Here is a 973-nt window from a genome sequence, read left to right as displayed (position 1 = left end):
TGATGGGCCTCGACATGAATGTTCTGGTGGTGGATACCGACTGGTATGCCGAGAATCAGGGTCTGCTGCCGAACCATGCTGCTTTCGACACGTCCAAGATGGGCAACCATATCCCCATGGGCGACTTCAGTCTGATCGTGTTGAACAAACTGTCGAAAGACACCAAGAAGAACCGTGGTCTGAGGATGTATGTGCTGGCACACGAGCTGGGTCATGCGATCGAAGGCAAGGTGTTTGCTGGCCTCAATGACTTCCAGAGAAAGTACCTGAACAAAGCCTACAAGCAGTATCAGGACGACGGTGGTCGTTTGACCAAAGACGAATGGATGGCGGACAAGGTGGGTACCTACCTGTTGGATAATTCCAGCAAGTCGCGGAACTTTGTCGAACTGACATTCAAGAATATCGCCAAGAAACTCCGCGAGTATTACCGCGCCGCTGCCCAGTATCTGAAAAAAGCCTTTGGTGAACGGTTTACACCGGATACCACAGTCAACGAGGTCATGGACGCTCTGATCCGCGACAAGGTACTGGCCGGAAAGTGGGAGCCAGGAACCGGCAAGCCGAAGGCGATGGACGCTGAGGCCAGACGACCCATGATGGCACCGATGTTCAAGCTCAGGGCGCTGTCTGCCGCCATGCAGAAAGGCAAAGAGTTTGGCAGTTTGATGTACCGCATCGGCACCTTCCTCTATACCGGCGACCGCCAGCTCCGTGATCTGGGGCCTGCCGGTGAGAAGATCGCCCGGATGTTCCACCTGAATCCGGGTGAGGGATTTACGTTCAACAACGTGATGCGGGGCGTCACGCTCAAGACCAGTTTCTTCCAGCGAGTGATGAGTGAGCGGGGCCGGTACTGGACCGAGTACATGAACATGGACGCTGGCGGCAAGAAGATCGGTGATTATTACGCGAAGCCTGCCGGACTCAAGGGCAAGCTGTCACCCTTCCATCAGGTCAAGAAGGAATACCA

Annotated in this window: 1 protein-coding gene; it reads left to right on the top strand. The window is 54.9% G+C overall.

Going from position 1 to position 973, the window contains the following annotated elements; translation table 11 throughout:
* Window positions 1-14 precede the first annotated feature (14 nt).
* Window positions 15-973, top strand: a 959-nt coding sequence (locus ABD892_RS10500; RefSeq protein ID WP_345195575.1) for a hypothetical protein, incomplete at its 3' end; no start/stop codon positions are given.

The organism is Kistimonas scapharcae (genome assembly GCF_039540975.1).
GTDB lineage: Bacteria > Pseudomonadota > Gammaproteobacteria > Pseudomonadales > Endozoicomonadaceae > Kistimonas > Kistimonas scapharcae.
This window is presented reverse-complemented; position numbering and strand designations above follow the sequence as displayed.